Origin of the sequence: Fortiea sp. LEGE XX443, assembly GCF_015206815.1 — a bacterium.
Taxonomy (GTDB): Bacteria; Cyanobacteriota; Cyanobacteriia; order Cyanobacteriales; family Nostocaceae; genus Nostoc_B.
On record NZ_JADEXZ010000159.1, the window covers coordinates 1 to 1,310 of the forward strand.

A 1,310-nucleotide genomic window follows, 5' to 3' on the forward strand; every position below is an offset into this window, starting at 1 on the left:
GGAACGAGGATTAAATAAGATCCAGAAATGGGTCATGCAATAATAAGCAGAATATGCCCACTGAATTCTGAGATTCTATGACTCCGTATTCATCCGAGATTGAGCAGCAAATGCAACGACTATATTCGTCCTTAAACGAGAAGGATCGTCGTCGCTATGCCGCGATAGAATCCATCAAACTGGGATGGGGAGGAATGAGCTATGTCAGTAACCTATTTGGTTGCGATTATTATACGCTTCGCCTGGGGATGGAGGAGTTGGACAATGAAACAGCGATGAGTATGAGTGGAATTCGCCGTCAGGGGGGCGGGCGCAAATCAGCACTCTCGACAATTGTGGGTTGAGAAACAGTATTTTTACAAGTGTTGACGCAGCATACAGCAGGTTCACCGATGGATGAAACGGTGAAATGGACTAACCTGACGCGCCAAGAAATTGCCGAGTTGTTGCAAGAGCAAGGGATAGAGGTGAGTGTAACGGTGGTAGATCAACTCTTGGAACGCCATCACTACCGCAGACGCAAAGCTCAAAAGCGTTTAAGCACCGGAGCGCATCCCCAGCGCAATGAACAGTTTGAAAATATTGAAGAGTTGATTGAAACCTATCAAGCCGCAGGCAATCCTGTGATCAGCATGGATACAAAAAAAAAGAACTGATTGGGGGGTTATATCGAGCCGGAAAGTTGTATACCCAAGCCGAAATAGAAGTGTTTGACCATGATTGGCCTACCTTAGCTGAAGGCGTAGTGATTCCGCATGGGTTGTATGACCTGTCCCTCAATGAGGGTTACATCCAGATTGGAACCAGTCATGACACGAGTGAATTTGCCTGTGATTCACTGCGCTATTGGTGGAAGCATTATGGCTGGGAGCGCTATCAGACTGCTAATTCCATCCTGTTGCTGTGCGATGGGGGTGGCAGTAACAATTCTCGCCATTTTCTGTTTAAGCAAGATTTACAAGCCTTGGTGAATGAGTTGGGGATTGAAATTCCCATTGCTCATTATCCCCCATACACCTCAAAATACAACCCCATTGAACATCGCTTGTTTCCTCATGTGACTCGTGCTTGTCAGGGAGTCATTTTTGAAAGTGTTGAGATAGTCGAGGAGTTAATTGCAAAAACTAAGACGAAATCAGGGCTTCAGGTATTTACAACGATTTTAGATGGCATATACAAGACCGGTCGCAAGGTAACAGATGAATTTAAGCAGATGATGGAAATTGTATTTGATGATTATTTACCGCAATGGAATTATACAGCAGTCCCGCAGACCTCATAATTCTGGATCTTATTTTATCCTCATTCCT

1 pseudogene is annotated in these 1,310 nt (G+C 44.7%); it reads left to right on the forward strand.

Annotated features, from left to right (window positions below):
• The first annotated feature begins 392 nt into the window (after positions 1 to 392).
• A pseudogene (locus IQ259_RS26910) lies at positions 393 to 1,282 on the forward strand (ISAzo13 family transposase).
• Positions 1,283 to 1,310 lie beyond the last annotated feature (28 nt).